Genomic DNA, 26,524 nt, shown 5'->3' on the forward strand with positions numbered 1-26,524 from the left:
GAGGCGTGCGGCACGCGGTTCGGGCGCGGGTCACGCGGTGCGGGAGTAGGCCAGGGGCGCGGGCGCGGCGGGCCGGGCGCGGGGCGCAGCGTGCGGCCGCGGGTGCAGCGCGGGGGGCGCGGGCGCGGGGAGCAGCGTGCGGCCGCGGGTGCAGCGCGCGGGGGCGCGGCGGGCTGGCGCGTACGCGAAGACGGGAGCGCGTGCCGCGTGCGGCACTCGCTCCCGTCGGGAGTAACGCGCATGGCCCGCGCCTCGCCGAACGGCGTGACGCGGGCCCTGCAGAACGACCTAGTCGGTGATCGCGGCGACCTTCTCGTCGAGCTCCTCGCGGCCCGGCTGACGCACGGTCTCGAAGGTGAACTCGCCGCCGCCGTCCTCGGCGCCGGTGCCCGGCTTGAAGTCGACCTTCACGTGGTCGCCCGCGTTGAGGCGCCCGTGCAGGATCTCCTCCGAAAGGCGATCCTCGATCTCCTGCTGCACCGCGCGGCGCAGCGGACGAGCACCCAGGGTCGGGTCCCAGCCGATCTCGATCAGACGCTTGCGTGCGGCCTCGCCGACCTCGATCGTCATGTCGCGATCGAGCAGACGCTCGCTCAGGCGCTTGACGAACAGGCCCACGATCTGCAGCAGCTCGTCCTGCGAGAGCTGCGGGAACACGATCGTCTCGTCGACACGGTTCAGGAACTCGGGCTTGAAGTGCTTCTTGAGCTCCTCCACGACCTTGCCGCGCATGGCGCGGTACGAGTTCTCGACGTTGCCCTCGAGGGTGAAGCCGACGGGGCCGCCCGTGATGTCCTTCGTTCCGAGGTTGGTGGTCATGATGATCACCGTGTTCTTGAAATCGACGACGCGACCCTGACCATCCGTCAGACGTCCCTCCTCCAGGATCTGGAGGAGCGAGTTGAAGATGTCCGGGTGGGCCTTCTCGATCTCGTCGAACAGCACCACGCTGAACGGCTTGCGGCGCACCTTCTCGGTGAGCTGGCCGCCCTCCTCGAAGCCGACGAAACCGGGAGGGGCACCGAACAGCCGCGAGACGGTGTGCTTCTCGCCGTACTCGCTCATGTCGAGCGAGATCAGCGCGTCCTCGTCGTCGAACAGGAACTCGGCGAGCGCCTTGGCGAGCTCGGTCTTACCCACACCGGTCGGACCGGCGAAGATGAACGAGCCCGAGGGACGCTTCGGGTCCTTGAGTCCGGCACGGGTGCGACGGATGGTCTTGGCGAGCACCGAGATGGCCTCTTCCTGACCGATGACGCGCTCGTGCAGGGCCTTCTCCATGAAGATCAGGCGCGAGCTCTCCTCTTCGGTGAGCTTGAAGACCGGGATGCCGGTGGCGTTGGCCAGCACCTCGGCGATGACGCCCTCATCCACGGTTCCGGATGCGGCGACATCTCCCGCACGCCACTGCTTCTCGAGCCGCAGCCGCTCGCCGAGGAGCTTCTTCTCCTCGTCGCGCTTGCTCGCGGCGGCCTCGAAGTCCTGGTCCTCGATCGCGGTTTCCTTCTCGCGACGCACCAGGGCGATCTTCTCGTCGAACTCGCGCAGCTCCGGCGGGGCCGAGAGGATCGACAGCCGCAGACGCGCGCCGGCCTCGTCGATCAGGTCGATCGCCTTGTCCGGCAGGAAGCGGTCGGAGACGTAGCGGTCGGCGAGGTTCGCCGCGGCGACGATCGCGCCGTCGGTGATCGACACCTTGTGGAAGGCCTCGTACTTGTCGCGCAGCCCCTTCAGGATGTTGATGGTGTGCGGCAGGTTGGGCTCGTGCACCTGCACCGGCTGGAAGCGGCGCTCGAGAGCCGCATCCTTCTCGAAGTGCTTGCGGTACTCGTCCAGCGTGGTCGCGCCGATGGTCTGCAGCTCGCCGCGGGCGAGCAGCGGCTTCAGGATCGAGGCGGCGTCTATTGCGCCTTCGGCAGCACCGGCCCCGACGAGGGTGTGGATCTCGTCAATGAAGGTGATGATGTCGCCGCGGGTGCGGATCTCCTTGGTCACCTTCTTGAGGCGCTCTTCGAAGTCACCGCGGTAGCGGCTTCCGGCGATCAGCGAGCCGAGGTCGAGCGTGTAGAGCTGCTTGTCCTTGAGTGTCTCGGGCACGTCGCCGCGCACGATCGCCTGGGCGAGGCCTTCGACGACGGCGGTCTTGCCGACGCCGGGCTCGCCGATCAGCACCGGGTTGTTCTTGCTGCGACGGGAGAGGATCTGCATGACCCGCTCCATCTCCTTCTCGCGCCCGATGACCGGGTCGAGCTTGCCGTCGCGCGCGGCCTGCGTGAGGTTGCGGCCGAACTGGTCGAGGATCTGGCTGCCCTTGTCGGGCGCCTGGTCGTTGCCGCCGACGGCGACCTGCTCCTTGCCCTGGTAGCCGGAGAGCAGCTGGATGACCTGCTGGCGCACCCGGTTCAGGTCGGCACCCAGCTTGACGAGCACCTGCGCCGCAACGCCTTCGCCTTCGCGGATCAGGCCGAGCAGGATGTGCTCGGTGCCGATGTAGGAGTGGCCGAGCTGCAGCGCCTCGCGCAGGCTCAGCTCGAGCACCTTCTTGGCGCGCGGGGTGAAGGGGATGTGCCCGGTCAGCTCCTGCTGACCCTGGCCGATGATGTCCTGCACCTGCTCGCGCACGGCGTCGAGCGAGATGCCAAGCTCCTCGAGGGCCTTGGCGGCAACGCCTTCGCCCTCGTGAATGAGGCCGAGCAGGATGTGCTCGGTGCCGATGTAGTTGTGGTTGAGCATCTTCGCCTCTTCTTGGGCGAGGACGACGACCCGGCGGGCCCGGTCGGTAAAGCGCTCGAACATCTCGATCTCCATCTGGCACGGGGTGCGAGGGCCGCGCCGATACATCGAGAGTAACGACGGGGATTGGCGAATAGTCGCGTGTTCGCCGTGGGCGTGAGGCTTGCGCTTTCTGACGCCCTGATCTAACTTATCGAAGAACGATAATATCGATGATCGATAAGGAGAACCATGAACGCCTCACCTACATCGCTGAGCCGATCCGACCGGATCGGCCTGTACCTCACCATCGCCCTCGGCGCCGTCGCGGCGTTCGGCGTGATCTGGGGCATGATCGCACGGCTGGTCGAGGTGATCCCCGGACGCGATGTGCCCGTGCCGGTGCCCTTCCTCGACGAAACCGCCCAACTGCCCATCGGACCGGATGGCGCGCTCGTCACCGTGAGCGTCGACCAGGCCGTGCTGACCGTCTCCGAGCTCGCCCCGGCGACCCAGTTCGCGCTGATCGCGCAGCCGCTCGTCACGGGGATCGCGATCCTCGCCGGAATCGTGCTGCTGTGCCTGCTCTGCTGGAACCTCGCGCGGGGGCGCGCCTTCACCCGTCGCAACGTCCGCATCATCCTTGCGGGAACGGTGGTGCTGCTCGCCGGCTGGTTCCTCGGATCGATCCTCAGCAACATGACCGTCAACGGAACCCTCTCGGCCATCAGCGACTACGGCTACGACGGGGTGATCTTCGAGGCCGACTGGGCGCCGTTGTTCGCGGTGCTCGCGCTCGGTGCGATCGGCGCCGCCTTCCAGATCGGCGAGCGCCTGCAGCGTGAGACCGAAGGGCTCATCTGATGGCCGCCGCCGAGGACGCCGATGCCGGACGCATCCACTGCCGACTCGACGAACTGCTGGAAGAGCGCGGCCTGACCCTCACCCGACTGAGCGAGCTGGTGGGGGTGAGCCTCGTCAACCTCTCGGTGCTGAAGAACGACCGGGCCCGCGCGATCCGCTTCTCGACCCTCACCGCGATCTGCGACGCCCTCGACTGCGAGGTGGGCGACCTGCTCGTCATGAGCTGACGTGCGTCCGTCGAGCGCGGCGAGCGGATGCCGCACTAGCATCCCGTGCATGAGCAATCTGGAGGCCGACCCGGCCGAGCTCGTGTGCGACCGCGATCCGGCGGTCGCCATCGAGGTGCTCGAACCGCGCGAGGTGCCGCTCGGCGGGCCGCGCGCGATCACGGTGCGGCGCACCCTGCCGCAGAAGCAGCGTTCGCTGATCGGGGCGTGGTGCTTCGCGGATCACTACGGACCGCATCCGCTGGATCACGCCGCCGTCATGGACGTGCCGCCGCACCCGCACACGGGCCTGCAGACGGTGAGCTGGCTGTTCGAGGGCGAGATCGAGCACCGCGACTCGGTCGGCAGCCTCGCGACGATCGTGCCCGGCCAGGTGAACCTGATGACGGCGGGCGCGGGCATTCAGCACTCCGAGGTGTCGACGGCGCGCGCGACCGGCCTGCACGGCGTGCAGCTCTGGGTGGCGCTGCCCGACGCCGATCGCCATCACGCGCCGTTCTTCGAGCACGACTCCCCCGCACCGACGGCGGTCGGGGCCGCGACGCTGCGCGTCTTCGTCGGCTCGCTCGCCGGCTCCCGCTCGACCGTGACGACGTTCTCGCCCCTGCTCGGCGCGCAGCTGGACCTGCCGGCCGGCGCCTCCGTCTCGCTCGACGTCGATCCCGCCTTCGAGCACGGTCTGCTGGTGGATGCCGGCACCGCCGCGCTCGACGGCGTCACCGTCGCGCGCCATCACCTGGGCTACGCACCACCCGGCGCCACCGCCCTTCAGATCACGGCGGGCACGGAGCCGCTCCGCGCGATCCTGCTCGGCGGCACCCCGCTGGGCGAGCCGATTCTGATGTGGTGGAACTTCGTCGGGCGCACCCACGACGAGGTGGTCGCCTTCCGCGAGCGGTGGCAGCGCGAGGTGATCGCCGGCACGGACCCGGACGGGCTCTTCGGCCGCGTTGACGGTTACGCGGGCCCGGCGCTGCCCGCTCCTGAGCTGCCGAATGTGCGGCTGAAGCCGCGCGACCTGCCGACGTCCGGGACCGCGAAGCCCTGATGGTCTGGCAGCAGGTTCTGCAGGCGATCGGCGCCCTCGCCGCCGGCCTGGTGCTGGCATTCCTGGTGGCGAGCGCGATCGTGGTGCTCGGATTCCGGGCCCGGTCGCCTCGCATTCGGCGCTCGATCGCGCGAATGAACCGCTCGGTGAGCAACCCGCGGCAGCTGGCGACGGCAGGTCAGCCGGGTGCGCCGTTCTCGGTGGTCCGCCACCGCGGACGCGTCAGCGGCCGTGAATTCACGACGCCGGTCGGGGCGCTGCGCGCGGGCGGCACGGTCGTGGTGCCGCTGCCCTATGGCGCCGGCGCCGACTGGGTGCAGAACGTCCTCAGCGCGGGCGAGGCTCAGCTGGAGTGCGAGGGGTCGACCCTGCGGATGGTGAGGCCGCGCATCGTTCCCGTCGAATCGATCCGGGCGTCGCTGCCGCGCGGCGAACGGTTCTCGACCCGGCTGTTCCGCGTGACGGACGCGCTCGAGGCCGACGTCGTCGACTAGAGCGCGCGCGCTCGCACGACGACCGTCTCGTCGGGCAGCAGCATCGGCAGTTCGAGCCCTCGGGCCGCGAGCACGGAGCCGGGCAGCGTGATGCCGCCGTCCGACCACCACGGTGGCGGGGTGCCCCAATACCAGGCCGGGTCGGCCCCGAATTCGACCGCCTCGACGCGGTAGTCGAGCGCCGGGTCGAGTCCCGGCAGGCGCCGCAGCGACCGGGCCGACGACTCGGCGCGGTCGAGCGAGCTGAGCCAGTACACGGCATCGCGCGCGTCGGGCGCGACAACGCCGAGCACGGTCTCGCCCGCATCCGCCTCATCGCCGCGCACGACGGCACCGGAGTGCACCAGCCCCCGCAGCGATCGGTACGCCCCCGCCCACGCGGCGAGCGCCGCGCGCTCCGCCGGATCGGTCGCCGACAGGTCCCACTCGATGCCCGCGTGCCCGAACAGGGCGGTCGCCAGCCGGAACGCCAGCGAGTGCGCCCGCCCGGTGACGTGCGCCGGGGCCGCGCCGACGTGCGCGCCCAGATACTCGGGCGGAACCAGCAGGCTCGTCCAGCGCATGATCGTCTGCCGGTCGTGCGCGTCGTTGGTGTCGGAGGGCCACACGCGCTGGGTTCGCTGCAGGATCCCGGCGTCGATGCGGCCGCCGCCGGAGGAGCACGACTCGATCTCGAGATTCGGGTGGTGCTCTCGCAGCTCATCCATGAGGCGATAGGTGGCGATCACCTGACGATGCGCCGAACCGCCGAGCTGGTCCCGGTTCATGTCCCACTTGAGGTAGTCGATCGGGTACTCGGCGAGCAGCGCGAGGAGCGCGTCGCGGATGTGCTCGCGGGCGGCGTCCTCCGCCAGGTCGACGACGTACTGGTAGCGCCACGACTCCGGCAGCCGGTCGCCGGTCTCGCGCAGCACCCACTCGGGGTGCTCGCGGGCCAGTCGGGAGTCGAGCGACACCATCTCCGGTTCCACCCAGAGCCCGAACTGCATGCCGGCCGACGTCACGCGGTCGATGAGCGGATGCAGCCCGTCCGGCCACGACTCAGGGTCGACGGTCCAGTCGCCGAGGGCGCGGAGGTCGTCGCTGCGCCCGATCATCCACCCGTCGTCGAGCACGAAACGCTCCACGCCCACCTCGGAGGCGAGCTCGACAAGGCCCAGCAGCCGGTCGAGGTCGTGCTCGAAGTACACCGCCTCCCACGTGTTGAGCGTGAGCGGACGAGGGAAATCCGGATGCGCCGGCAGCGCGCGCGCCCACGCATGGAATCGCGCCGAGATGCCGTCGAGTCCGTTCGCCGACCAGGCCGCAAGCAGTTCGGGGGCCGCGTAGGTCTCGCCGGGCGCGAGTCGGATCTCCCCCGGAGCGAGCAGCTCGCCCGCGCCGAGCGCCGTGAAGCCGAGCGCCGAGCGGTCGATCCAAACGCGCGAGTCTCCGCTCCAGGCCAGGTGCGCGGCCCAGACCTCTCCGCGCCGGAACCCGAAGCCGGGTTCCCCCACCGCGGTGACGAAGACATCATCGTGTCCGCCGCGACCGTGGCGCGACTCGCGCAGCCAAGTGCCGACGTCGATCGCGGCGCGCTGCGGGACCCGCTCCGCCGACCAGGCGCCGGCGAAGTCGAGTCGCTCGCGGGCCGAGCCCGGCAGCGGCAGCACGGCCGCGAGACCGGAGAGCTCGAAGTCGGCCGAGCCCGTGTTGGTGAGCTGCGAGCGCACGGCCAGCACCCCGTGCTCGCCGAGGTCGTAGTCGATCTCCACCCGAAGCACCGGGTCGCCGTCGGCGTCGTCGACGAGAACGACGCGCGCCGACCGCTCAGAGCTCTCGACGCTCTCGAGCCGGAGCGCCGGTCGCCGCAGCGCCTGGCCGGGCGTCGGGTCGTGCCGGCCGTCGAGACCCGGGAGCCCGCTCCAGCCGTCGGCCAGGAGCGGAACGATCCCCAGCCGAAGCGGCGCATTGAGCGCGCTCGGCGGCACGGCGCGGACGCTGGTGTCGGCGAGCGCGAGCAGCTGCGGCTCGGTCAGCTCGCCGAGGTCGCCGCCGAAGTGGAGGATCGCGGGCATGCCCGCGTCGCGGGCGTCCAGCACGAAGCTCGTGCCCGCAGACCGAAGATGGACGACAGTCATGATTCACCCATCCCCGTGACGGCATCAGTCGGCGTCGAGATTATCTCGGCACGGCCAGTGTAGGGGCGGCACCGCGACGGCGCGAAGCGCGGGCGCGGCTCAGAGCTTCGCGGCGCGCTCCGCCTCGAACTTGGCGCGCTCTTCGGCCTCGATCTTCGCGGCGAAGGCGCGCTCACTGCGGTCGGCGCGGAAGATGGCGCGGAAGACGAACCAGAACACGAGACCGAACAGCAGCGTCGGAATCACGCTGAAGATCGCGTTGGCCCAGTACTCGGTTGGCATGACCCCAGCCTACGCGCCGAAGCCGAGAGCCGAGGCGACGGCGATGACCGCGAGGATCACGGCGAGGCCCGCGTACATCACGAACCGGGAGGTGCGTCGATCCATGTCAGGCCTTCGCCGCGATTCCGACCATGCCCATGACGGTCAGCGCCACGCTGAACCCGGCGACGGCGAGCCACGTCGCGGCGCGAGCCGGGGTGACCTTCGGCTTCCCGCCAGCGGGCGACGGGGGCAGGTTGCTCATGCTCGAACCCTACCGAAATCCGGCGGTGCGGGCCGCCGCGAGGCGACCCGCACCCCGGAGTCATCCGCGCTGTGCGATGCGGATCCGCCAGTAGCTGACGGCCGCCGCGATGGCCAGCGCGATCGCGATCAGCCACCACCACCAGTCGATGCCCGTCGGCGCTGCCGAGGCGGCGAGCTCGGTCGTCTCCTCGCCGGAGCCGGTGCCCGCCGTGTCGTCTGCTTCGGACTCGGCGCCGTCATCGAGCGCCAGGGTCGTGAGCGCGACGTCGGGACCGTCCGCATCCGGCGCCCCGCCGTCGCCGGTCGGTGCCGGCGCATCGCCGTCGCCGCCGGTGGTCGGCGCGAGCGTCGGCCCTCCGGCGCTGCCCGCCACCGGCTCGGCCGCGGTCGTGATGACGAACGTCGACACGGTGGTCTGCACGTTGCCCGCGAGGTCACGCGCGGCCGCACGGATCGTGTACGTGCCATCCGCGAGTCCCGCCGGAATCGTCCACGTTGCCGAGTCGCTCGTCGTTCCGAGCGAGGTCAGGCCCGACGTGGAGCCGATCGGTCCGAGGAAGACCGAGCCGCTCTCGTCGTACAGGTTCGCCACGAGCCGGGCGAGCCCGAACTCGTCGGCGCCCGAGATCTCGACGATCACTTCTCCGTTGAACTCGGCACCGTCGAGCGGCGCGTCGATCGCGATCGTCGGACGCGTCAGGTCGACCACGAACGTGCTGCTGGTCGTCTTGACGTTGCCGGCGACATCATGGGCGCTCGCGCGCAGCGTGTACACGCCTTCGGCGAGGCCCGCGGCCGAGAGATCCCAGGTGCGCGTCTCGCTCGTGGTGCCGAGCGCCGATGCGCCACCCGTCGTTCCGACATTCGTGATGAACGTCGAGTTGGTCGCGTCATACAGGTTGACGTCGAGTCGCTTGAGGGCGACATCGTCGGTCCCTGTCAGCGTGACCGGGATCGTGGACGAACCGCGGAACGGCTCGTCCAGCTCGGGCGAATCGATCGCGATGGTCGGACGCGTGCCGTCGACCACGAACTGGATCACGTGAACACCACGGAGGCCGACGGTGTCGGTCACGTTGGCGCGAATCGTGTAGGTGCCCTCGGCGAGTCCGGCCGGAATCGTCCAGGTACGCGTTTCGGCGTTGGTGCCGAGCGCGCTGAGGCCCGACGTCGAGCCGATCGCCTGGATGAATGCCGTGCTGTCCTCGTCGAACAGGTTCACGCCGATGCGGTTCAGGGCCCCCGCGTCGCTCGCGTTCACGGTCACCTCGATCGACTCGCGCGGCGAGAAGATCGCGCCGTCGAGCGGCGTCACGATCTCGATCTCGGGCGCGGTGGCGTCGCGGCTGTAGTGCACGACGGGCGCGCTCCACGGACCGTTGACACTGGAGGGGTCGCTAGCGCGGTACGGGATGTTGTAGACCGCGCGCACCCGGATCGAGAGCGGTCCCTCGTAGCCGGTGCTGAAGCTCTGCGTGTGCGACACCGTCGCGCCCGCCGCCCACGTGGTGCCGGGAACGTCAACGTACTCGTACTCGAGCGTTCCGTCGCCGTCGCCATCGACGCCGTACTCGATCTCGTAGTGGTTGACGCCGCCGATGCCGAAGACCGCCGTCCAGCTCGCAGTCAGGCTCGTCTCCGAGAACGTGTAGCCGGTCGTGGGCGTGATGATCTCCGGGATGCCGATGATCTGGACGCCGGTTCCCGCGCTCCACGCCGACGCGTTGCCCAGGTCGTCGATGGCGCGAACCTGCCAGCGCAGCGGACCGGTCGGGATGTCGTAGGCCAGCGTCGTGCCCGTCAGGTCGCTTCCGATGGTCACGCCGTCGTTCAGGCGGCCGTCAGTGGTGTTCGGTCCACGACCGAGCACGACCTCGTAGCGCACGCCGTTCGGGTCGGTCACCGGGTTCCAGCGGAACTCGGACGCCTCGAGGGTGTAGCCCGTCGGGAAGGCGACGGTCGGGGTCGCCGGCGCGGTGTTGTCGATCTCGAACGACTTGAGGTGGTTGCCGCCTCCGTTGGTGTTGCCGACGGCGTCGCTGGCGAGCGCGGTCAGGCAGACCTCGCCGTCGGCGACGGCAGTCGTGTCGATGTCGACGCTCCAGTTTCCGCTGGCGTCGACGTTGACGTCGTAGGAGTCGACGAACGCGCCGCAGTTGCCGGTCGCGGGGTTGATCGCCCGGACCTTCAGCACGAACTGGTCGCTGGCGAGTCCCGAACCGGAGTCGTGGGCCGTGCCGGTGGCGGTGATGGTGCCCGAGACGAGGTCGCCGGCCGCGGGTGCCGAGAACGTGACGCTGGGGCGCGAGGCGTCGGCGGTGACCTTCGCGGTCGCCATGGATCCGGCGTCCTTCTGGTTGAAGGCGTCACGCGCCTGGAACTTGAAGACGTGGACGCTGCCGTCAGCCCAGCCGGTGGTGTCGACCGTCGTCGCGTAGTTGGTCAACGAGCTCGAGGAGCCGTACTCCAGGCCGACGCCGTCGAGCTGCGAGTAGTAGATCGAACGGATTCGCGTCCGAGATGGTCGCGGTGAAGTCGAGCATGGCGCCCGGCTTCACGAAGCTCCCGTCGGCCGGGGAGGTGATGACGACGTCCGGCGCGTCGGCGTCGACCGTGAAGGTGACCTTCGCGATCGAGCCGGAGTCCTTGTTGCCCGCGGCGTCGCGAGCCTCGATCTGCGCGATGTAGGTGCCGCTCGCGAATCCGGTCGTGTCGATCGACCGCGAGACCGAGGTCAGGCCGGTCTCGTCGGTGTCGGAGCCCACGCCCTGGACCGCGACGTAGGTGCGCCACGGGTGCGCGTCGCTGATCGACCCGACGAGCGGGATGATCGTGCCGGGGGCGACGACGAGCCCGGGGGCCGGAGCCGAGATCGTCACGTCGGGGGCGACGGTGTCCACGATGACGGACGTGCGCACGGTTGCGTTGTTGCCGGCCGCGTCGTTCGCGCCGATCCGCAGCTCGTAGTCGCCATCGGCGAGGGCGGGCAGAGTCCAGCTGGCGGAACCGCTGGTGCCGGAGGCGCTCGCGGTGCCGACCACAGCAACGAGGCCGCTCGCGTTGTAGAGGGTGGCGGCGAGACGCGCCAGCCCGCTGTCGTCGGTGGCCGACACGGTGACCGTGTCGCCCGAGAAGACGAAGTTGGAGGCTGGCGCCTCGAGTGTGACGGTCGGCCGCGTCGAATCGGCGGCGAGGGCGGGGGAGGCAAAGACAAGGGAGCCGACGGCGCTCACTGCGACAGCAGTGAGCAGGGCAAGGCTCCGCCGGGGGACGGAGAACACGGGTTGATCCTTCGGGGGCTGAGAGAGGTCACCGAGTCGGGTAACTCGTTCGGGTGGTGACCACGGAACTCGGGGGCGAGGTTCCGCTACGTGTGAAGGTACCGAGCACCACCGACATTAATCAAGTGTTGCTCACTAATCGCTCCGGCCGGGTGCCTACTTGACGAGCGGGAAGAGGATCGTCTCGCGGATGCCGAGGCCCGTGATCGCCATCAGCAGCCGGTCGATGCCCATCCCCATGCCCATGGTCGGCGGCATGCCGTGCTCGAGCGCGCGCAGGAACTCCTCGTCGAGGCGCATCGCCTCCACGTCGCCGCGGGCTGCCAGGGTGGCCTGCTCGACGAAGCGCTCGCGCTGGATGACCGGGTCGACGAGCTCGGAGTAGCCGGTGGCCAGCTCGAAGCCGCGCACATACAGGTCCCACTTCTCCACGACGCCGGGGGTGTCGCGGTGCGCGCGCACGAGCGGCGAGGTGTCGACGGGGAAGTCCATGACGAAGGTGGGGCGCTCGAGCGAGCCCTTCACGAAGTGCTCCCACAGCTCCTCGACGTACTTGCCGTGAGTGGGGAGCTTCACCTCCACCTCGACCTTCTCGGCGAGCGCCGCGAGCTCGTCGAGGGAGGTCTCCGGGGTGATCTCGACGCCGGCCGCCTCCGAGAGCGAGGCGTACATCGGCATCCGCTCCCACTCGCCGCCGAGGTCGAACTCGGTGCCATCGGCCCAGGTCACGGTCGTGGAGCCGGAGACGGCGATGGCCGCGTTCTGGATGAGCTCCTGCGTGAGGTCGGCCATCCGCTGGTAGTCGCCGTAGGCCTGGTAGGCCTCGAGCATCGCGAACTCGGGGCTGTGCGTAGAGTCGGCGCCCTCGTTGCGGAAGTTGCGGTTGATCTCGAACACGCGCTCGAGCCCGCCGACGACGGCGCGCTTCAGGAACAGCTCCGGCGCGATGCGCAGGAACAGCTCGGTGTCGAAGGCGTTCGAGTGCGTCACGAACGGGCGGGCCGCGGCGCCGCCGTGGATCGTCTGCAGCATCGGGGTCTCGACCTCGAGGAAGCCGTGGCTCGCGAACGTCTGGCGCAGGCTCTGGACCGTCGTGGCGCGGGCGATGACCGTGGTGCGCGCCTGCTCGCGCGCGATGAGGTCGAGGTAGCGCTGGCGAACGCGCGTCTCCTCGTTCAGCTCGGAGTGCAGGTTCGGCAGCGGCAGGATCGCCTTCGCCGCCATCTTCCACTCGCTCGCCATGACGCTGAGCTCACCGCGGCGGCTCGAGATCACCTCGCCCGCGACGAAGACGTGGTCGCCCAGGTCGACGAGCTCCTTCCAGCGGTCGAGCGCCTCCTGGCCGACCTCGGCGAGCGACACCATGGCCTGGATGCGACTGCCGTCGCCCGCCTGGAGGGCGGCGAAGCACAGCTTGCCGGTGTTGCGCAGATGCACGATGCGGCCGGCGACGCCGACCGTCACGCCGGTCGAGGTGTCGGCCTCGAGCTCCGGGAACTGCGCACGCACCTCGCCGATGGTGTGGGTGATCGGCAGCACCACCGGGTAGGCCTCGCCGCCCTCGGCGAGCATCCGCTCGCGCTTGGCCAGGCGGACCGCCTTCTGCTCGGCAACCTCTTCTCCGTTTTCAGGAGTTTGTGTGACGGGTGTGGCGGATGTCGCGTCCGGAGCCCCTGGGGTCACATCGGTCACAAAAACTCCTGAAAAAGGTTGAAGCGGTCAGTTGAGGTAGATGGCGTCGTTGTCGATCAGCCGGGTGGATCCGACCTGCGCGGCGATCAGCACGCGCGCCGGGCCTCGGAAGTTGTCATCCACGGGAAGGAACGTCGCCGGATCGACGACCTTCAGGTAGTCCAGCTTAACGAGGTCCTCATCCATGAGCACCGACTGGGATGCCGCCAGCACCGCGTCGATGCCGCGATCGCCGGCCGAGGAGGCCGCTTCGAGCGCGCGCGACAGCGCCTTCGCCGCGTGGCGCTCTTCGCCGTTGAGGAAGCGGTTGCGACTGGAGAGCGCGAGACCGTCGTCGGCGCGCACCGTCTCGACGGGCACGATCCGGGTGTCGATGTTGAGGTCGGCGACCATGCGCTGCACGAGGAACAGCTGCTGCGCGTCCTTCTGCCCGAACACCGCGACGGCGGGGCGGACGATGCCGAGGAGCTTGGCGACGACGGTGAGCACGCCGTCGAAGTGGCCGGGACGCGACCGGCCCTCGAACATGCCCGCGACGCTGCCGCCGGTGACGCGGGTGGTGGTCGCGCCGTCCGGGTACATCTCCTCGGCGCTCGGCGCGAACACGTAGGCGACGCCGAGCGGGGCGAGCGCGTCGAGGTCGCTCTCCAGGTCGCGCGGGTAGCGGGTGAGGTCTTCGCTCTGCCCGAACTGCAGCGGGTTGACGAAGATCGAGACCACGACGGTCTCGGCCTGCCGGGTCGCCTCCGCGACGAGCTCCAGGTGCCCCTCGTGCAGGGCGCCCATCGTCGGCACGAGCGCGACCTCGCGTCCGGCGAGTGCGTCGCGGAGCGCGGCGATCGTCTCGATCACGACGGGCCTCGTCACGGTGAACCTCCCTGAGCCGGGGGAAGCCCGACGTGCATCCCCGATGCTACCGGGGCTCGTCGTCGCCCGACGCCGCCTGCAGGGCGTTCTCGACGCTCGAGCGCACCACCGAGCCGAGCACCCGGCCCGGGTTGTCGATCCCGATCTCGCGCAGGATGCCGACGGCCTGGCCGACGATCGCGGTCGAGAACTCGGTCGCCGTCGCGATCGCCTCCGCGTAGGCGGCGCGGTCCTTCTCGGCCACCACCACGGGCTCGGCCCCCATCTCGACCACGAGCGCCTGGGCGATCGGAAGCACCGGCGCGGGGGCGGTGACGGCGCACCAGGACTCGCGCAGCCGGATCAGGTCGAGGCTGGTGCCGGTGAAGGCCATCGCCGGGTGGATCGCCAGCGGAATCGCCCCCGCCTGCAGCGCCGGCGCCAGCACCCCGATGCCGAGCCCGGGGGCGGTGTGCACGACGAGCTGTCCGGGCTGCCAGGCCCCGACGGCCGCGAGTCCGGCCACCAGATCGGCGAGCTCCGCCTCGGGCACGGCCAGCAGCACGAGCTCGCTGCGTTCGACGATCTCGGGGACGGTGAGCACCGGAACGCCGGGCAGCATCGCCTCGGCGCGGTCGCGGCTGGTCTCCGAGACCGCGCTCACGCCGACCAGGGCGTGGCCCGCGCCGCCGAGCGCGACGCCGAGCACGGGACCCACCCGGCCGGCGCCGACGATGCCGACGCCGAGGCGCCCGTCGCGCGGGGACGGGCTCATGCGCCGTCCCGGTCGGCGCGCCAGTGGTGGCTGCGGTCGTGATCGGCGGCGGCGACGCCGAGCGCCGCCGCGTCGCGGAAGAAGCGCGCGGCGTCCTCCGCGTCGAGCGCACCGAGACGCGCCGAGATCGGTCCGGCGACCGTGTGCGGATGCACGACGGCCAGGCGCAGGCGACGCGCGAGCGGGCCCTGCGTGACGGCCACGCTCTGCATGCGGGCGGCCGGGACGATCACCAGTTCGCGCCAGATCGCCCCGCGACGCACGAGCACCGCGTCGGGAAGCAGCGCGAAGCCGTTGCGGCGCCACGAGAACCAGCGCAGCACCGCCGCGCGCCGCGGGGACGCGGTGTAGCCGTCGTCGGGAGTTCCCCGGTCGAGGCCCGCCGAGACGCGGGCGGCGACCTCCGGGGCCGCCAGGCTCGGCAGCACCAGTTCGAGCACCCGGAAGGCGTCGGCTCGCGGCCCGACCGGCAGGATCGTGGTGTTCTGCCGCCCGCCCGCGCCCTGCGCGGACGACGTGCCGGCCCGGTTGACCTTGACCTCCCACCAGTCGAACGGGCGCCACAGCAGCGGCTGCGAGATCGAGATCGAGTGGATGCGGCCCGGCGGCAGCGTCTCGTTCGTGGTCGAGAGCAGCCCGTAGCCGATCCGCACCCCGTCGGGCGTCGAGGCGACCGTGAAGCGCAGCGACTTCACCAGGCGGCTGATCGAGTACGAGCCGACGGCGATCAGACCCGGGATGAAGCCGAGCAGGACGGGCGCGAGCGCGGGCAGCAGCCCCACGTCTCGACCGACCAGGATCCCGAGCACGGCCCCGACGCCCGCCAGGATCGCAATCAGGATGAGCAGCACCAGGCCGCCGCTGAGGGCCGAGGAGCCGATCACCCGGCCGATCGGCATCGCGACGATCGACTCGGGCGGCGCGAGCTGCGGATCCAGTTCGGGCGCGGTGAGCTCGGCGAGCCGCCGGTCGAGCAGGCTCGCGTTCGCGTTCTCGACCACCGATCCGGCGGGGGTCGCGGCCGCGGGCGCGACGCCGTCGATGGCGACGCCGCGCACCCCCGAGGCGAGGCGCAGGATCTCGGCGCGCAGCGCATCCGCGGTCGCGCTGCCGAGGTAGTACAGCTGCACGTTCGCGTCCTGCCCGGCGACGTTGACCTCCAGCTTCGCGGCGCCGAACAGCCGGGCGATGACCGGCCGGGTGATGTTGATGCCCTGGATGCGGTCGAGGCGTCCCTTGCGGTTGGTGCGGAAGATGACGCCGCTGCGCACCTCGACGACCTCGTCGGTGATGCGGAAGCTGTGCATGCGCCAGGACAGGTAGAACGCGCCGATCAGGACGAGCAGCAGCGCGGCCACCCCGAGCAGGGCGAACACGAGATAGCCCTGCTCGACGACGAAGCCGATCGGGTCGTCATCGCCACGCCCGGGGGCGCCGACGATCCCCGGGATGACCGACTCGAAGAACTGCTCGCGCAGGTTCGCGATGACGAACGCGAAGATCGCGATGAGCGCCACCCCGCCGCGAAGGAACGGCGTGGCCGGGTGCAGACGGTGCCACTCGCCGTCGAGGAAGTCCTCGCGCCCGTCGCGGGCTCGACCGCGCGCGTTCACAGTCCGGCGCGACGCGACTCGGCGACGGCGACGAGGTGATCGCGCAGCGCCTCGGCGTCGGGCTCGGGCAGCCCCGGAATCGTGATGTTGCTCGCCGCCGCGGCCGTCACCAGCTTCAGCTCGGCAAGCCCGAGACCGCGATCGAGCGGGCCGCGGTTGATGTCGACCAGCTGCATCCGGCCGTAGGGCACGGCGACGAAGCGCTGGAACATGAGACCCCGACGGAACAGCAGATCGTCCTCCCGCAGCTGATAGCCGATCGACCGCACGCGTCGGGGCGTGAACACGACGATCAGCAGCGCGATGACGCCGACGGTGATCGGAATCGCGAGCAGGAAGGGCAGCTGCGAGAAGAACCAGGGCAGGCCCGTGCCCACCGTGAGAATCGCCCCGCCGATGAGCGTGCCCACCAGGTCGACGACGATGTACTTGGGCGAGACCCGCTGCCACTCACCGGCGACCGGTTCGAGTCGGGTCGGCGAGGAATCCTGCGTTGCGTCAGTCACGACCCCACGCTATCGCGCGGGTGCGGGCCCGTCACGGTCCTCGTCACTGTCAGGCGGCACGGTGCACAGATGCTCGGCCACGAGGCCCGCCACCAGGAGCGCGATGCTCGCCAGCAGCATGGCGACGACGCGCAGCACGGTGTCGAGCTCGGGGGTGACCGTGCGGGTGAGCACCTCGATCAGGAAGCCAGCCCCGACTCCCAGCAGCGCGGCGCCCACGTACGCGCTCGCCTTCGCGAACAGCACCACGCGGGTGGCCCGGAACGGGTCGACCGGCCGACGCACCTCGGCGTGGGTCGCCTGCCAGATCGGCACCGCCACCAGCACCACCAGCACAGCGATGATGACCAGCGAGAACGACAGCGTGTACTCGGGCCGGATCTTGACCAGGCTCGCCGCGGCGAGCACCCGCTGCACGAGGTAGCCGCCCGCGCCCGCGACGAGGGCGAGCGTGAACAGGGTGACCGGGGCGGTGCGCTTCACGAGCGGGTTTCCCCGGTGTCGAGTGCGGCGACCAGGTCGCGCACGGCGCCGTGGCCGGCGCAGCAGCGCATCCGGTGCGACCTCGAGCCAGGGTCGCAGCACGAAGTCGCGCTCGTGCGCGCGCGGATGCGGCAGGGTCACGCGCTCAGTATCCACGGTGCGATCGCCCATCGCGACGATGTCGAGGTCGAGGGTGCGGTCGCCCCAGCGCTCATCACGCACGCGGCCGTGCGCCCGCTCCACCTCGTTGAGCCGGTCGAGCAGATCCTCGGGGCCGAGCGTCGTGGACACCAGCGCCACCGCGTTCAGATAGGCGGGGGCGCTCGGGTCGATGCCCCAGGGGCGCAGGGCGGGCGTCTCGTGGAAGCTCGAGATCGCCTCGAGTTCGATGCCGGGCGTCTCGGCGATCTCGCGCAGCGCCGCGGCGAAGATCGCCTCGCGATCCCCCAGGTTGCTGCCGAGCGCGATGACCGCCGGGCCCGCCGCGGTCATGCGCGCTCCCGCTCGATGGTGACGCTCACATCGGCGAAGGGCACCGAGATCGGCGCCTCCGGCTTGTGCACGGTGACCTCGACACGGCGCACGCGCTCGAAGGCGAGGGCCGTGTCGGCGACGCGCTCGGCGACCGTCTCGATGAGGTCGACGGGGTCGCGCTCGACGGCCGCGACGACCGCCTCGGCGAGCTCGCCGTAGTGAACGGTCTGCGCGAGCTCGTCGTGGGCGGCGGCGGCGCCGAGCGGCAGCCACACGGTCACGTCGATGACGAACTCCTGGCCCCGCTCGCGCTCGTGCGCGAAGACGCCGTGGTGCGCGCGCGCCCGCAGGCCCTCCAGCCGAATGCGGTCGCCGCTCACTCCTGGCCCTCCGGCCCGTCGGCGGAATCGGGGCGCTCCGAGTCCGGCTGCTCGGATCCCGCCTCGAGCTCGTCCTGCTCCGACTCCCGATCCGTCGGCTCGACGGACGCCGCCTCGTCGGCGCGACCGCCGCGCAGGACGTGGGTCGCGGGGGCGCCGTTCCAGGATTCGACGACGTCGAGCGCGAGCCGCGTGCCCGCGACATCGTGCACGCGCACCGCCCAGGCGCCCGCCTGCGCGGCGAGCGCGCTCACCACCGCGGTCGGAACGTCGCGCAGCTCGACCGCCGCCCCCTCGGGGAAGAACTCGCCGAGGAAGCGCTTGCGCGAGGCGCCGACGAGGATGCGGTGCCCGAGCGTTCCGAACTCGGGCAGGGCGCGCAGCAGCGCCCAGTTCTCGACGGCGTTCTTCGAGAATCCGAGCCCGGGGTCGATGACGACTCGCGCCGGGTCGACCCCCGCCACGATCAGGGCCGCGATGCGGTCCTTCAGCTCGGTGCGCACCTCGCTCACGACGTCGCGGTACTCGGAGGGCGTGTCGGAGGGCCCGCGCGAATGCATGGCGACGTACACGACCCCGGTCTCGGCGATCGTGCGCGGCATGTCCGGATCGGCGAGGCCGCCCGAGACGTCGTTGACCATCACCGCACCGGCCTCGACGGCCTCGCGCGCGGTGCGGGCACGCCGCGTGTCGACGCTCACGGGGATGCCGCGCGCGACGAGCGCCTCGATGACCGGGAGCACGCGGCGCCGTTCCTCCTCGGCGTCGACGGGCTCGCTGCCGGGACGGGTCGACTCCCCGCCGACGTCGATGACGCCCGCCCCCGCGTCGCGCAGGGCGAGGGCGTGGTCGAGGGCCGCCTCCGGATCTACGTACTTGCCGCCGTCGCTGAACGAGTCGGGTGTGACGTTCAGAATTCCCATGATCACGGTCATGCGGTTCCCCCTCCGATGAGGGCGAGCACGCCCGCTTGCGTCGCCGGCTCGGCGAGTTCGCCGCGCGCGGCGACGGTGACCGTGGTGGCGCCGGACTGTCGCGGGCCGCGCGCGGCCACGCATTCGTGGCGCGCGTCGAGCACGACGAGCACGCCGCGCGGCGCGAGCGCGGCGTCGATCGTGTCGGCGAGTTCGTCGCCGAGTCGCTCCTGCAGCTGCGGCCGGGCCGCGAGCACCTCGAGCGACTGGACGAGGCGCCCCAGGCCGACCGCGGTGTCGACCGGCAGGTACGCGATGTGCGCGACGCCCGAGAACGGGAGCAGGTGGTGCTCGCAGATCGAGCGGAATGCGATGTCGCGCAGCATCACCAGCTCGCCCGTCTGCTGCGCGTCGAGCGCGACGGCGTCGCCGAGCGGTGCGGTCGGATCGGCGCCGACCCCGGCGAAGAACTCGGCGAACGCGTCGGCGACGTGGCGCGGCGTCTGGGCGAGGCCCGGGCGCGCCGGATCCTCGCCGATCGCCGACAGGAGCTCCATCACCGCCGCCTCGATGCGCGGTCTGTCAATCGGCATCGGCGCGGGCCTCACGCCGTCGCGATGCCGGGGTTCTTGCGCGGCCTCGGCGCGCGGCGCTTCGGCGTGCTCTCCACCGCGCCGTCGGCGGCGTCCGCTTCGATCGCGGCCTTGCCGGGCACCTCGATCGGCGGGAGGTCGCTGAGCGGACGGTCGCTGCTCGACAGCCAGAGCGGGCGCTCGTCGAGTCGCTTCACGTCGGCGAAGATCTCGGCCAGCTGGTTGTGGTCGAGCGTCTCCTTCTCGAGCAGCTCCTTGGCGAGGTTGTCGAGGATGTCGCGGTTGTCGTTCAGCACCTTCCAGGCCTCGTCGTGCGCCTGGTCGATGAGCTTGCGCACCTCGAGGTCGACCTTCTCGGCGATCTCCTCCGAGTAGTCGCGCTGGTGGCCCATGTCGCGCCCGAGGAACACCTCGCCGCTGCTCGACCCGAGCTTGACCGCGCCGATGTCGGCGCTCATGCCGTACTCCGTCACCATCTTGCGGGCGATGCCCGTCGCCTTCTCGATGTCGTTGGAGGCGCCGGTGGTGGGATCGTGGAACACGATCTCCTCGGCGACGCGTCCGCCCATCGCGTAGGCGAGCTGGTCGAGCAGCTCGTTGCGGGTGACGGAGTACTTGTCTTCCAGCGGCAGGACCATCGTGTAGCCGAGGGCGCGGCCGCGCGGAAGGATCGTGACCTTGGTCACCGGGTCGGTGTGGCGCATCGCGGCGGCGGCGAGGGCGTGACCGCCCTCGTGGTACGCCGTGATCAGCTTCTCCTTGTCCTTCATGACGCGGGTGCGACGCTGCGGGCCGGCCATCACGCGGTCGACCGCCTCGTCCAGCGCGCGATTGTCGATCAGCTGCGCGTTGCTGCGCGCGGTCAGCAGCGCCGCCTCGTTCAGCACGTTCGCGAGGTCGGCACCGGTGAAGCCGGGGGTCTTGCGCGCGAGCACCTCAAGGTCGACGCCCTGGGCCATCGGCTTGCCTGCCGCGTGCACGGTCAGGATCTTCTCGCGACCCTTGAGGTCGGGAGCGTCGACGCCGATCTGGCGGTCGAAGCGGCCCGGGCGCAGCAGAGCCGGGTCGAGGATGTCGGGACGGTTGGTGGCCGCGATCAGGATGACGTTCGTCTTCGGGTCGAAGCCGTCCATCTCGACGAGCAGCTGGTTGAGCGTCTGCTCGCGCTCGTCGTGGCCGCCGCCCATGCCGGCGCCGCGGTGGCGGCCGACGGCGTCGATCTCGTCGACGAAGATGATCGCGGGGCTGTTCTGCTTGGCCTGCTCGAACAGGTCGCGCACGCGGCTCGCGCCGACGCCGACGAACATCTCGACGAAGTCGGAGCCCGAGATCGAGTAGAACGGCACGCCCGCCTCACCGGCGACGGCGCGCGCGAGCAGGGTCTTGCCGGTTCCGGGAGGGCCGTACAGCAGCACGCCCTTGGGGATGCGCGCGCCGACCGCCTGGAACTTCGACGGGTCCTGCAGGAACTCCTTGATCTCGTGGAGCTCCTCGACGGCCTCTTCGGCGCCCGCGACGTCGGCGAAGGTGACCTGCGGCGTCTCCTTGGAGACGAGCTTGGCCTTCGACTTGCCGAACTGCATGACGCGGTTGCCGCCGCCCTGCATGCCCGACCAGAGGAACCAGAACAGCAGACCGATCAGCAGGAACGGCAGGATGAAGCCGAGCGCGCTGAGGAAGACGTTGGTCTGCGGAACCTCGTCGGTGTACTCGGCGCCGCTCAGGTCGTTGACCGCCGCGACGACCTCGTCGGCGCGCGCCTCGACGTAATAGAACTGCACGAGCGTGCCGTTGCCGTCGAAGTCGGTGCTGAGGGTCAGGTCGACGCGCTGCTCGCCGTCGACGATCTTGACCTCATCGACCGTGGATCCCTGAAGGAGCTTCATGCCCTCCTGGGTCGTGATCTGCTGAAAGCCGGTGTTTCCGAGCAGGGAGAAGGCCAGGGCGATCGCGCCGATCCCCAGGAGGATGTAGATGATCGGCCCGCGAAAGAAGCGCTTGAGGTCCATGGTGTAGCGGGCGAAGCCCGTCGCCTCCCTTTCGAGGAATACAGACTGTCAGGCTATCGCGCGCTTTCGGGGCGAGCGCTGGATGTTCGCCGGAAGCTGACCGCCGTCAGGAGTAGACGTGCGGGGCGAGCACGCCGATCGCGCGGAGGTTGCGGTAGCGCTCCGCGAAGTCGAGGCCGTAGCCGATGACGAAGGCGTTCGGGATCTCGAACCCCACGTACTTGGCGTCGATCTCGACCTTCGCGGCCTCGGGCTTGCGCAGCAGCGCCAGGATCTCGAGTGAGGCCGGGTTGCGGCTCTCGAGGTTGGCCCGCAGCCAGGACAGGGTGAGACCGGAGTCGACGATGTCCTCGACGATGAGCACGTCTCGACCGGCGAGATCGGTGTCGAGGTCCTTGACGATGCGCACGACGCCGCTCGACTCGGTGCTGTTGCCGTAGGAGCTGACGGCCATCCAGTCCATCTCGACGTCGATCTTCAGCTCGCGGGCGAGGTCGGCCATCACCATGACGGCGCCCTTGAGCACGCCGATCAGCAGCGGCTTCTTGCCCGCGTAGTCGAGTTCGATCCGGCGACTCAGCTCGGCGATCTTGGCGTGGATCTCTTCCTCGGTGAAGAGAACTTCGGTCAGGTCGCCTTCGATGTCACTCGTGTCCATGCGTCGAGCCTAGCCACGCGGCGACGCCCGCGTCGCCCGCGTCTCGGTCGCCATCGGCGAGCGACGCCGGCGTGAACCGTTGCACAATTGTAAAGAGAACAGGGGTTCTTAGCGAACGTTTACATTCCCGAAACAGGTTTTGACTTTTCATAAGCGATGATCGGGCTATCGTTCGGATACCAAGCCCCTCGACGAGAGTTGACCATTTCCCATGCATCATGACTCTGAGGCCGACGCCGCCGCCATCTGGGCGGCCGTGAAGGACATGTACGCCTGCTACCTCAGCGGCGACCGCGAGCGCTCGAACAGCCACATCGCCCCGGACGTGACTCTGTGGGACACCGAGCACGAGCCGCTCGTGATCGGCCGCGACGGACTCGACGCCCTGCGCGACACGCGACCGGCGCCCACCGAGACGACGCGCGTCAGCCGCATCGACACGTCCGAGCCGCTCATCACCGTCGCGGGCGACTACGCCCTGTGCCGGCACACCTTCGAGGTCGTCTTCGAAGACCCGTCGACGCCGCCGGAGCGCGTGCGCAACACCGGCGTCTGGGAGCGTCGCGACGGCCGTTGGCTCGTCGTGCACAACCACGAAGACGTCCTCCCCCCGGCAGCCCCTGCCGCCTGAACCTGCACCACCCCTATCCAGCACACGAAAGGATCCACCCCGTGAATTCGTTCCGCTCCCGCCTGATCGGCGCCGGCGCGCTTGTTGCCGCCGTCGCGCTGGTCGCCACGGGCTGCGCCAGCACGTCGTCCGACGACACGAGCGCACAGCCCGACACCTTGGTGATCGACAAGTCCTTCGACCTGGTCACCGCCGATCCCGCCCGCATGTTCGAGACCACCGGCAACATCGTGCTGCACGCGGTCTACGACAGCCTGCTCACCTTCGAGGACGGCGACTCCACCACGCCGCAGCCGGGCCTCGCCGAGTCCTACGAGGTGAACGACGACGCGACCGTCTACACGTTCACCCTGCGTGAGGGCGTCACCTTCTCGGATGGCACCCCGCTGACCTCCGCCGACGTCGTGTTCTCGCTGAACCGCGCCAAGAACGTCCAGGGCAACGGCTCGTTCCTGATGACCGGCCTGACCGTCAACGCCCCCGATGAGAGCACCGTCGTCGTCACCTCGGAGACCTCGAACACCGCGGTGCCCGCGATCCTGACGAGCGCCACGCTCGGCATCGTGAACAGCGCGGTCGTCATCGAGAACGGCGGCTCGGATGCCGATGACGCCGTCGACACCGACACCGCGCAGGCCTACCTCGATTCGGCCTCGGCCGGAACCGGCCCGTACACGATCGAGTCCTTCGACGTGACGACCGAGGTCGTGCTGGTTGCCAACCCCGAGTACTGGGGCGAGGCGCCCGCCTACGACCGCGTCGTGGTGCGCAACGCCGCCGCAGAGGCGCAGCTGATGGACATCCAGTCCGGAACCGCTCACCTCGCGCTCGACCTCGGCAGCGACCAGCTCGCCGCGATCGAAGGCAACTCCGACCTGATCGTCTCGACCTCGAGCTCGCCGACGTTCTTCTTCCTGTTCGCCAACGCGAACTCGGAGATCTCGGAGCTCACCTCGAGCGACGACTTCCGCGAGGCCGTCTGGTACGGACTCGACCGCGACGCTCTGCTGGAGCTCGCCGGAGACGACGCGGCGCTCGCCTACGGCGTCGTGCCGAACACCTACCTCGGCGCCCTCGGCGCGGAGTCGGCCGTCGAGCGCGACATCGAGCGCGCCAGCGCCGCCGTCGAGCGCCTCGGTGGCGACGTCACCGTCTCGCTCGAGTACCCGAGCGACATCGCGGTGTCGGGCATCAGCTTCGGCCCCGTCGCCGAGCGTGTCGCCGCGCAGCTCGCCGAGGTCGGCATCACCGTGAACCTGGCCCCCGGCCCGGTCTCGACCACGCTGGAGAACTACCGTGCCGGCACCGAGGAGATGGGCCTCTGGCTCTGGAGCCCGGACTACCCGGACTCGGCTGACTACCTGGTCTTCGGCCCGGGCGGCATCGTGGGTCTGCGCGCCGGATGGAGCGCGGGCAGCAACGCCGAGATCGAGTCCCTCATGGAGGAGATCGAGACGACCACCGACGCCGACACTCGCGAGAGCATGTTCATCGAGTACCAGGAGCTGATGAACGCGGAAGGTGTCATCATTCCGCTGTTCCAGCCTGCTGCGTCGGTCGTTGCGACCGCCGCCGTCGGTGCCGTTCCGTTCGACCCGGTGTTCCTCCTGGACATCGCCGCGATCGGCAAGTAACCACACCCCTGGGCACGGGGGTCGGGGAGTCCATCATGCACGGGCTCCCCGGCCCCCGCTGCACCGCCACAGACGAAGGGAGGAGGCGCCATGCTCGCCTTCACCGCGCGGCGCCTCGGCGCCAGCGTCTTCCTCGTGATCGGCACCGTTGTCGTCGCGTTCCTCTTGACCGCCGTTCTTCCCGGCGATCCGCTCACCGCGCGCCTCGGCGAGCGCGCCGCGGCCGACGCGGAGCTCGTGGCGAGTCTGCGCGCCGAACTCGGCCTCGACAAGCCGCTGTGGCAGCAGTTCCTGATCTACGTCGGCAACATGTTCCAGGGCGACCTCGGAACGTCCCAGCAGACCGGCCACGCGGTGCTGGACGACCTCGCCCAGTTCGGCCCCGCCTCCGCGGAGCTCGCCCTCACCGCCACCATCATCGCCGTCCTCGTCGGCGGCAGCCTCGGCATCCTCTCCGCGATGCGCAGCAACACCTGGGTCGACAACACGCTGCGGGCAGTCAGCCTCGGCGGCGTCTCGGTTCCCCTCTTCTGGCTCGCGCTCATCGCGACCTCGATCTTCGCCACCAGCCTGCGCTGGCTCCCCAGCTCCGGTCGACTGGATGCGGGCCAGGTCCCGCCGCCCACCATCACCGGCTTCTACACCTTCGACGCCCTCGCGGCCGGAGACTTCGCCCTCGCCGCTCAGGCCATGACCCACCTGATCCTGCCGGCGATCGTGCTCGCCGCTCCGATGGTCGGACTGTTCACTCGCTTCACCCGCGCCTCCGTGCTCGACGTGCTGAGCCAGGAGTACGTGCGCGCCGCCGAGGCGAAGGGCCTTCCGCGTCGCCAGGTCATCTTCGGCCACGTGCTGCGCGGCGCGCTCGTGCCGGTGCTGACGATCCTCGGCACCGCCTTCGCGTCGCTGCTGGCCGGCACCGTCCTCGTCGAGCAGATCTTCGCCTGGCCGGGCATCGGCTCCTACGCCTACCGGTCGGCGACGACGCTCGACCTCGACGCCATCGTCGGCGTCACCATTTTCGTCGCGTTGATCTACATCATCGTGAACTTCGTCATTGACGTGCTGTACGGCACGGTCGACCCGAGGATCCGCCGCGCATGAGCACTCACCCCGCACCCCCGTCCCCCGACTCGACGCCCGCCGGGCTGTCGCCCCGTGACGTCGTCGATCAGGCCCGCCGCGCCTGGTGGCGGCCCCGGCTCTCGCTGCCGCGCGCCTGGCGTCGACCGCTCGCGGTCATCGGCATGGTGGTCATCGCCTTCTGGGCGGTCATCGTGATCTTCGGACCGTGGATCGCTCCGTTCGATGCGCTCGCGCAGGACTTCGAGCGCTACCAGGCCCCCTCGGCCGAGCACCTGTTCGGTACCGACGGCGTCGGCCGCGACATCCTCTCGCGGGTGGTCGCGGGAGCCCGCATCTCGCTCCCCGTCGCGGTCATCCTGGTTGCGATCTCGCTCGCCATCGGCTCCACCATCGGCGCCGTCGCGGGGTATGTCGGAGGCTGGCTCGACGGCTTCCTGATGCGCATCGTCGACCTGTTCTTCTCGTTCCCGGCGATCGTGCTCGCCATGGCCGTCTCCGCCGCCCTCGGCCCGTCGCTGCTCAACGCGGTGGCCGCGATCGTGGTGGTGTCCTGGCCCGCCTACGCGCGTGTCACCCGCTCGCTCGTGCTCGGCATCCGCGACCAGAACTACATCGCCGCCGCCCGCCTGCTCGGCGCCTCCCCCGCCCGCATCCTGCTGCGCGACGTGGCCCCGAACGTGCTGGGACCGATTCTGGTGGTCGCCACCCTCGAACTCGGCAACGCGATCCTGCTGCTCTCGGGCCTCAGCTTCCTCGGCCTCGGCGCGGTTCCCCCGACGCCGGAGTGGGGCTCGATGGTCGCCGACGGCTCGCGGGCCTTCTACAACTACTGGGTCGCGCTGTTCCCGGGCCTGGCGATCTTCACGGTCGTGCTCGCCTTCAACTTCCTCGGCGACGCCCTGCGCGACGCCCTCGATCCCCGCTCGAACCGGGCCGTCACGAACGCGGAGCTGTGA

General features: G+C 70.3%; 25 protein-coding genes. 8 read left to right on the top strand and 17 right to left on the bottom strand.

Features of this window, described 5'->3' with window-relative positions:
• Nucleotides 1–288: 288 nt before the first annotated feature.
• The gene (locus tag AC0L6Y_RS11095) at nucleotides 289–2,796 is read right to left on the bottom strand and encodes an ATP-dependent Clp protease ATP-binding subunit (protein ID WP_473552312.1); all 2,508 of its coding nucleotides are present in this window, start codon (nucleotides 2,794–2,796) and stop codon (nucleotides 289–291) included.
• 168 nt (nucleotides 2,797–2,964) lie between these two features.
• Between AC0L6Y_RS11095 and AC0L6Y_RS11100 the strand changes: the two genes are divergently transcribed.
• From AC0L6Y_RS11100 to AC0L6Y_RS11115, 4 genes are read left to right on the top strand one after another with little or no spacing between them, the layout of a single operon-like run.
• On the top strand, nucleotides 2,965–3,576 hold the full coding sequence (locus AC0L6Y_RS11100) for a hypothetical protein (RefSeq protein ID WP_473552314.1): 612 nt from the start codon (nucleotides 2,965–2,967) through the stop codon (nucleotides 3,574–3,576).
• Entirely contained in the window at nucleotides 3,576–3,803 is a 228-nt protein-coding gene (locus AC0L6Y_RS11105) for a helix-turn-helix domain-containing protein (RefSeq protein ID WP_473552316.1), read from the top strand. Before AC0L6Y_RS11100 ends, AC0L6Y_RS11105 begins: the two co-directional genes overlap by 1 nt.
• A gap of 49 nt (nucleotides 3,804–3,852) precedes the next feature.
• Nucleotides 3,853–4,851, top strand: a complete 999-nt coding sequence (locus AC0L6Y_RS11110) for a pirin family protein (protein WP_473552319.1) — start codon at nucleotides 3,853–3,855, stop codon at nucleotides 4,849–4,851.
• Nucleotides 4,851–5,345, top strand: coding sequence for a PNPOx family protein (locus AC0L6Y_RS11115; RefSeq protein WP_473552321.1), 495 nt, complete (start codon nucleotides 4,851–4,853; stop codon nucleotides 5,343–5,345). The genes AC0L6Y_RS11110 and AC0L6Y_RS11115 overlap by 1 nt, the downstream gene beginning before the upstream one ends.
• Here the strand turns inward: AC0L6Y_RS11115 and AC0L6Y_RS11120 are convergent.
• The 16 genes from AC0L6Y_RS11120 to hpt form a co-directional block, all read right to left on the bottom strand.
• Nucleotides 5,342–7,465 carry an alpha-galactosidase gene (locus tag AC0L6Y_RS11120; RefSeq protein ID WP_473552323.1) on the bottom strand — a complete coding sequence of 708 codons (2,124 nt, stop codon included), beginning with the start codon at nucleotides 7,463–7,465 and terminating at the stop codon, nucleotides 5,342–5,344. The genes AC0L6Y_RS11115 and AC0L6Y_RS11120 overlap by 4 nt on opposite strands.
• Nucleotides 7,466–7,564: 99 nt before the next feature.
• Complete coding sequence (locus tag AC0L6Y_RS11125; protein WP_473552325.1) at nucleotides 7,565–7,747, bottom strand: hypothetical protein; 183 nt, start codon at nucleotides 7,745–7,747, stop codon at nucleotides 7,565–7,567.
• A 106-nt stretch (nucleotides 7,748–7,853) separates the two neighbouring features.
• Nucleotides 7,854–7,991 (bottom strand): hypothetical protein, encoded by a 138-nt coding sequence (locus AC0L6Y_RS11130; protein ID WP_473552327.1) that lies wholly within the window; start codon nucleotides 7,989–7,991, stop codon nucleotides 7,854–7,856.
• Nucleotides 7,992–8,051: 60 nt separating this feature from the next.
• Nucleotides 8,052–10,439 carry an Ig-like domain-containing protein gene (locus AC0L6Y_RS11135; protein WP_473552330.1) on the bottom strand — a complete coding sequence of 796 codons (2,388 nt, stop codon included), beginning with the start codon at nucleotides 10,437–10,439 and terminating at the stop codon, nucleotides 8,052–8,054.
• Nucleotides 10,396–11,274: an Ig-like domain-containing protein gene (locus AC0L6Y_RS11140; protein ID WP_473552333.1), complete on the bottom strand. Its 879-nt coding sequence runs from the start codon at nucleotides 11,272–11,274 to the stop codon at nucleotides 10,396–10,398. Before AC0L6Y_RS11140 ends, AC0L6Y_RS11135 begins: the two co-directional genes overlap by 44 nt.
• A 156-nt stretch (nucleotides 11,275–11,430) precedes the next feature.
• Nucleotides 11,431–12,966 (bottom strand): lysine--tRNA ligase, encoded by a 1,536-nt coding sequence (gene lysS, locus AC0L6Y_RS11145; RefSeq protein WP_473552335.1) that lies wholly within the window; start codon nucleotides 12,964–12,966, stop codon nucleotides 11,431–11,433.
• 27 nt (nucleotides 12,967–12,993) lie between these two features.
• Nucleotides 12,994–13,833 carry a pantoate--beta-alanine ligase gene (gene panC, locus AC0L6Y_RS11150; RefSeq protein ID WP_473552338.1) on the bottom strand — a complete coding sequence of 280 codons (840 nt, stop codon included), beginning with the start codon at nucleotides 13,831–13,833 and terminating at the stop codon, nucleotides 12,994–12,996.
• A gap of 46 nt (nucleotides 13,834–13,879) precedes the next feature.
• The gene (locus tag AC0L6Y_RS11155) at nucleotides 13,880–14,587 is read right to left on the bottom strand and encodes a Rossmann-like and DUF2520 domain-containing protein (protein ID WP_473552340.1); all 708 of its coding nucleotides are present in this window, start codon (nucleotides 14,585–14,587) and stop codon (nucleotides 13,880–13,882) included.
• Complete coding sequence (locus tag AC0L6Y_RS11160; protein ID WP_473552342.1) at nucleotides 14,584–16,200, bottom strand: PH domain-containing protein; 1,617 nt, start codon at nucleotides 16,198–16,200, stop codon at nucleotides 14,584–14,586. Before AC0L6Y_RS11160 ends, AC0L6Y_RS11155 begins: the two co-directional genes overlap by 4 nt.
• Nucleotides 16,197–16,706, bottom strand: coding sequence for a PH domain-containing protein (locus AC0L6Y_RS11165; protein ID WP_473552344.1), 510 nt, complete (start codon nucleotides 16,704–16,706; stop codon nucleotides 16,197–16,199). The genes AC0L6Y_RS11160 and AC0L6Y_RS11165 overlap by 4 nt, the downstream gene beginning before the upstream one ends.
• Nucleotides 16,707–16,715: 9 nt before the next feature.
• A complete protein-coding gene (gene folK, locus AC0L6Y_RS11170; protein ID WP_473552346.1) occupies nucleotides 16,716–17,681 on the bottom strand; it encodes a 2-amino-4-hydroxy-6-hydroxymethyldihydropteridine diphosphokinase in 966 nt (321 codons plus the stop codon).
• Nucleotides 17,678–18,043 carry a dihydroneopterin aldolase gene (folB, locus tag AC0L6Y_RS11175; RefSeq protein ID WP_473552350.1) on the bottom strand — a complete coding sequence of 122 codons (366 nt, stop codon included), beginning with the start codon at nucleotides 18,041–18,043 and terminating at the stop codon, nucleotides 17,678–17,680. Before folB ends, folK begins: the two co-directional genes overlap by 4 nt.
• On the bottom strand, nucleotides 18,040–18,978 hold the full coding sequence (gene folP, locus AC0L6Y_RS11180; protein WP_473552352.1) for a dihydropteroate synthase: 939 nt from the start codon (nucleotides 18,976–18,978) through the stop codon (nucleotides 18,040–18,042). The genes folB and folP overlap by 4 nt, the downstream gene beginning before the upstream one ends.
• Entirely contained in the window at nucleotides 18,975–19,550 is a 576-nt protein-coding gene (folE, locus tag AC0L6Y_RS11185) for a GTP cyclohydrolase I (protein ID WP_473552355.1), read from the bottom strand. Before folE ends, folP begins: the two co-directional genes overlap by 4 nt.
• Nucleotides 19,551–19,561: 11 nt before the next feature.
• A complete protein-coding gene (gene ftsH, locus AC0L6Y_RS11190) occupies nucleotides 19,562–21,559 on the bottom strand; it encodes an ATP-dependent zinc metalloprotease FtsH (RefSeq protein WP_473552358.1) in 1,998 nt (665 codons plus the stop codon).
• Between the two features lie 106 nt (nucleotides 21,560–21,665).
• Entirely contained in the window at nucleotides 21,666–22,217 is a 552-nt protein-coding gene (hpt, locus tag AC0L6Y_RS11195) for a hypoxanthine phosphoribosyltransferase (RefSeq protein WP_473552360.1), read from the bottom strand.
• 211 nt (nucleotides 22,218–22,428) lie between these two features.
• Here hpt and AC0L6Y_RS11200 point away from each other — a divergent pair, with 211 nt between their 5' ends.
• From AC0L6Y_RS11200 to AC0L6Y_RS11215, 4 genes are all read left to right on the top strand, one after another.
• Nucleotides 22,429–22,848 carry a nuclear transport factor 2 family protein gene (locus AC0L6Y_RS11200; RefSeq protein ID WP_473552363.1) on the top strand — a complete coding sequence of 140 codons (420 nt, stop codon included), beginning with the start codon at nucleotides 22,429–22,431 and terminating at the stop codon, nucleotides 22,846–22,848.
• Nucleotides 22,849–22,889: 41 nt separating this feature from the next.
• Entirely contained in the window at nucleotides 22,890–24,482 is a 1,593-nt protein-coding gene (locus AC0L6Y_RS11205) for an ABC transporter substrate-binding protein (protein WP_473552365.1), read from the top strand.
• A gap of 90 nt (nucleotides 24,483–24,572) precedes the next feature.
• Complete coding sequence (locus AC0L6Y_RS11210) at nucleotides 24,573–25,586, top strand: ABC transporter permease (RefSeq protein WP_473552366.1); 1,014 nt, start codon at nucleotides 24,573–24,575, stop codon at nucleotides 25,584–25,586.
• Complete coding sequence (locus tag AC0L6Y_RS11215; protein ID WP_473552368.1) at nucleotides 25,583–26,524, top strand: ABC transporter permease; 942 nt, start codon at nucleotides 25,583–25,585, stop codon at nucleotides 26,522–26,524. The genes AC0L6Y_RS11210 and AC0L6Y_RS11215 overlap by 4 nt, the downstream gene beginning before the upstream one ends.

The organism is Pseudolysinimonas sp. 10J20-29 (assembly GCF_055809595.1).

What these genes read in the sequence shown, in the direction of transcription:
- AC0L6Y_RS11095 (WP_473552312.1), bottom strand. Translation starts at nt 2,796, where the DNA reads ATGTTCGAGCGCTTTACCGACCGGGCCCGCCGGGTCGTCGTCCTCGCC.
- AC0L6Y_RS11100 (WP_473552314.1), top strand. Translation starts at nt 2,965, where the DNA reads ATGAACGCCTCACCTACATCGCTGAGCCGATCCGACCGGATCGGCCTG.
- AC0L6Y_RS11105 (WP_473552316.1), top strand. Translation starts at nt 3,576, where the DNA reads ATGGCCGCCGCCGAGGACGCCGATGCCGGACGCATCCACTGCCGACTC.
- AC0L6Y_RS11110 (WP_473552319.1), top strand. Translation starts at nt 3,853, where the DNA reads ATGAGCAATCTGGAGGCCGACCCGGCCGAGCTCGTGTGCGACCGCGAT.
- AC0L6Y_RS11115 (WP_473552321.1), top strand. Translation starts at nt 4,851, where the DNA reads ATGGTCTGGCAGCAGGTTCTGCAGGCGATCGGCGCCCTCGCCGCCGGC.
- AC0L6Y_RS11120 (WP_473552323.1), bottom strand. Translation starts at nt 7,465, where the DNA reads ATGACTGTCGTCCATCTTCGGTCTGCGGGCACGAGCTTCGTGCTGGAC.
- AC0L6Y_RS11125 (WP_473552325.1), bottom strand. Translation starts at nt 7,747, where the DNA reads ATGCCAACCGAGTACTGGGCCAACGCGATCTTCAGCGTGATTCCGACG.
- AC0L6Y_RS11130 (WP_473552327.1), bottom strand. Translation starts at nt 7,991, where the DNA reads ATGAGCAACCTGCCCCCGTCGCCCGCTGGCGGGAAGCCGAAGGTCACC.
- AC0L6Y_RS11155 (WP_473552340.1), bottom strand. Translation starts at nt 14,587, where the DNA reads ATGAGCCCGTCCCCGCGCGACGGGCGCCTCGGCGTCGGCATCGTCGGC.
- folK (WP_473552346.1), bottom strand. Translation starts at nt 17,681, where the DNA reads ATGACCGCGGCGGGCCCGGCGGTCATCGCGCTCGGCAGCAACCTGGGG.
- folP (WP_473552352.1), bottom strand. Translation starts at nt 18,978, where the DNA reads ATGACCGTGATCATGGGAATTCTGAACGTCACACCCGACTCGTTCAGC.
- folE (WP_473552355.1), bottom strand. Translation starts at nt 19,550, where the DNA reads ATGCCGATTGACAGACCGCGCATCGAGGCGGCGGTGATGGAGCTCCTG.
- ftsH (WP_473552358.1), bottom strand. Translation starts at nt 21,559, where the DNA reads ATGGACCTCAAGCGCTTCTTTCGCGGGCCGATCATCTACATCCTCCTG.
- hpt (WP_473552360.1), bottom strand. Translation starts at nt 22,217, where the DNA reads ATGGACACGAGTGACATCGAAGGCGACCTGACCGAAGTTCTCTTCACC.
- AC0L6Y_RS11200 (WP_473552363.1), top strand. Translation starts at nt 22,429, where the DNA reads ATGCATCATGACTCTGAGGCCGACGCCGCCGCCATCTGGGCGGCCGTG.
- AC0L6Y_RS11210 (WP_473552366.1), top strand. Translation starts at nt 24,573, where the DNA reads ATGCTCGCCTTCACCGCGCGGCGCCTCGGCGCCAGCGTCTTCCTCGTG.
- AC0L6Y_RS11215 (WP_473552368.1), top strand. Translation starts at nt 25,583, where the DNA reads ATGAGCACTCACCCCGCACCCCCGTCCCCCGACTCGACGCCCGCCGGG.